Source organism: Pseudogemmobacter sp. TB195, assembly GCF_058313095.1.
The window spans coordinates 1-652 of the sequence record NZ_JBZEGG010000121.1; the positions used below are offsets into that span (position 1 = coordinate 1).

General features: G+C 64.6%; 1 protein-coding gene and 1 pseudogene. Both read right to left on the reverse strand.

Features of this window, described 5'->3' with window-relative positions:
• A pseudogene (locus tag AC4FS3_RS28930) lies at positions 1-191 on the reverse strand (hypothetical protein); the annotation flags it as partial.
• A 235-nt stretch (positions 192-426) separates the two neighbouring features.
• A partial coding sequence (locus AC4FS3_RS28935) for an enoyl-CoA hydratase/isomerase family protein (RefSeq protein ID WP_491023408.1) occupies positions 427-652 on the reverse strand: 226 nt, incomplete at its 5' end.

Sequence of the window (652 nt, forward strand, 5' to 3'; positions counted from 1 at the left end):
GTCAGGCCAAGAATGTCGGCCCAGGCCAGCAGCCCCATCATCATCCACAACACCGCCATCAGGCGCAGGAACCAGACGAGGATCAGCCCCCAGCGCACGCGCGGCAACGGCGAAGCGCGCAGGGCCTCAAGCACGCCGCCGGCGCGTCCGCCTTCCGTCCGGGTTTCTTCGCCTTGCGCCGCCACGGGCATTCCTTCCATCCGGCGGATTGCTGACGACCTGATTCAGCACGCCGCCCTATCCGCCTGGTTCGTCATGCTTTTCGACCCCGGAACGAAGACCTGCCGGGATGAACGTCCATGGGGCAAAACCGGTGAAACTGATTCTGGATCAGGCCCCAAGTCATTGAACCGATATCATTTCCCCGGGAAAACGAAGACCGTCTCCCCAGGGAGCCACCCTGTCCGCCCCAGGCGCGCGTCCGCCTCAGTCGAAGGTCAGTTCCGCAGGGCCGAGAGGCGCGAAATAAGCGTCGATATCGGCCGCCGATACGTCAGCCAGCGCGGCCGGCTGCCATTTCGGGCTCTGGTCCTTGTCGACGATCACGGCGCGCACGCCCTCGTAGAAATCATGCCCCATGGCGATGCGCGACACGATGCGATATTCGATCCGCATGGCCTCACGGAAATCGACGCCGCGACCGCGCCGCATC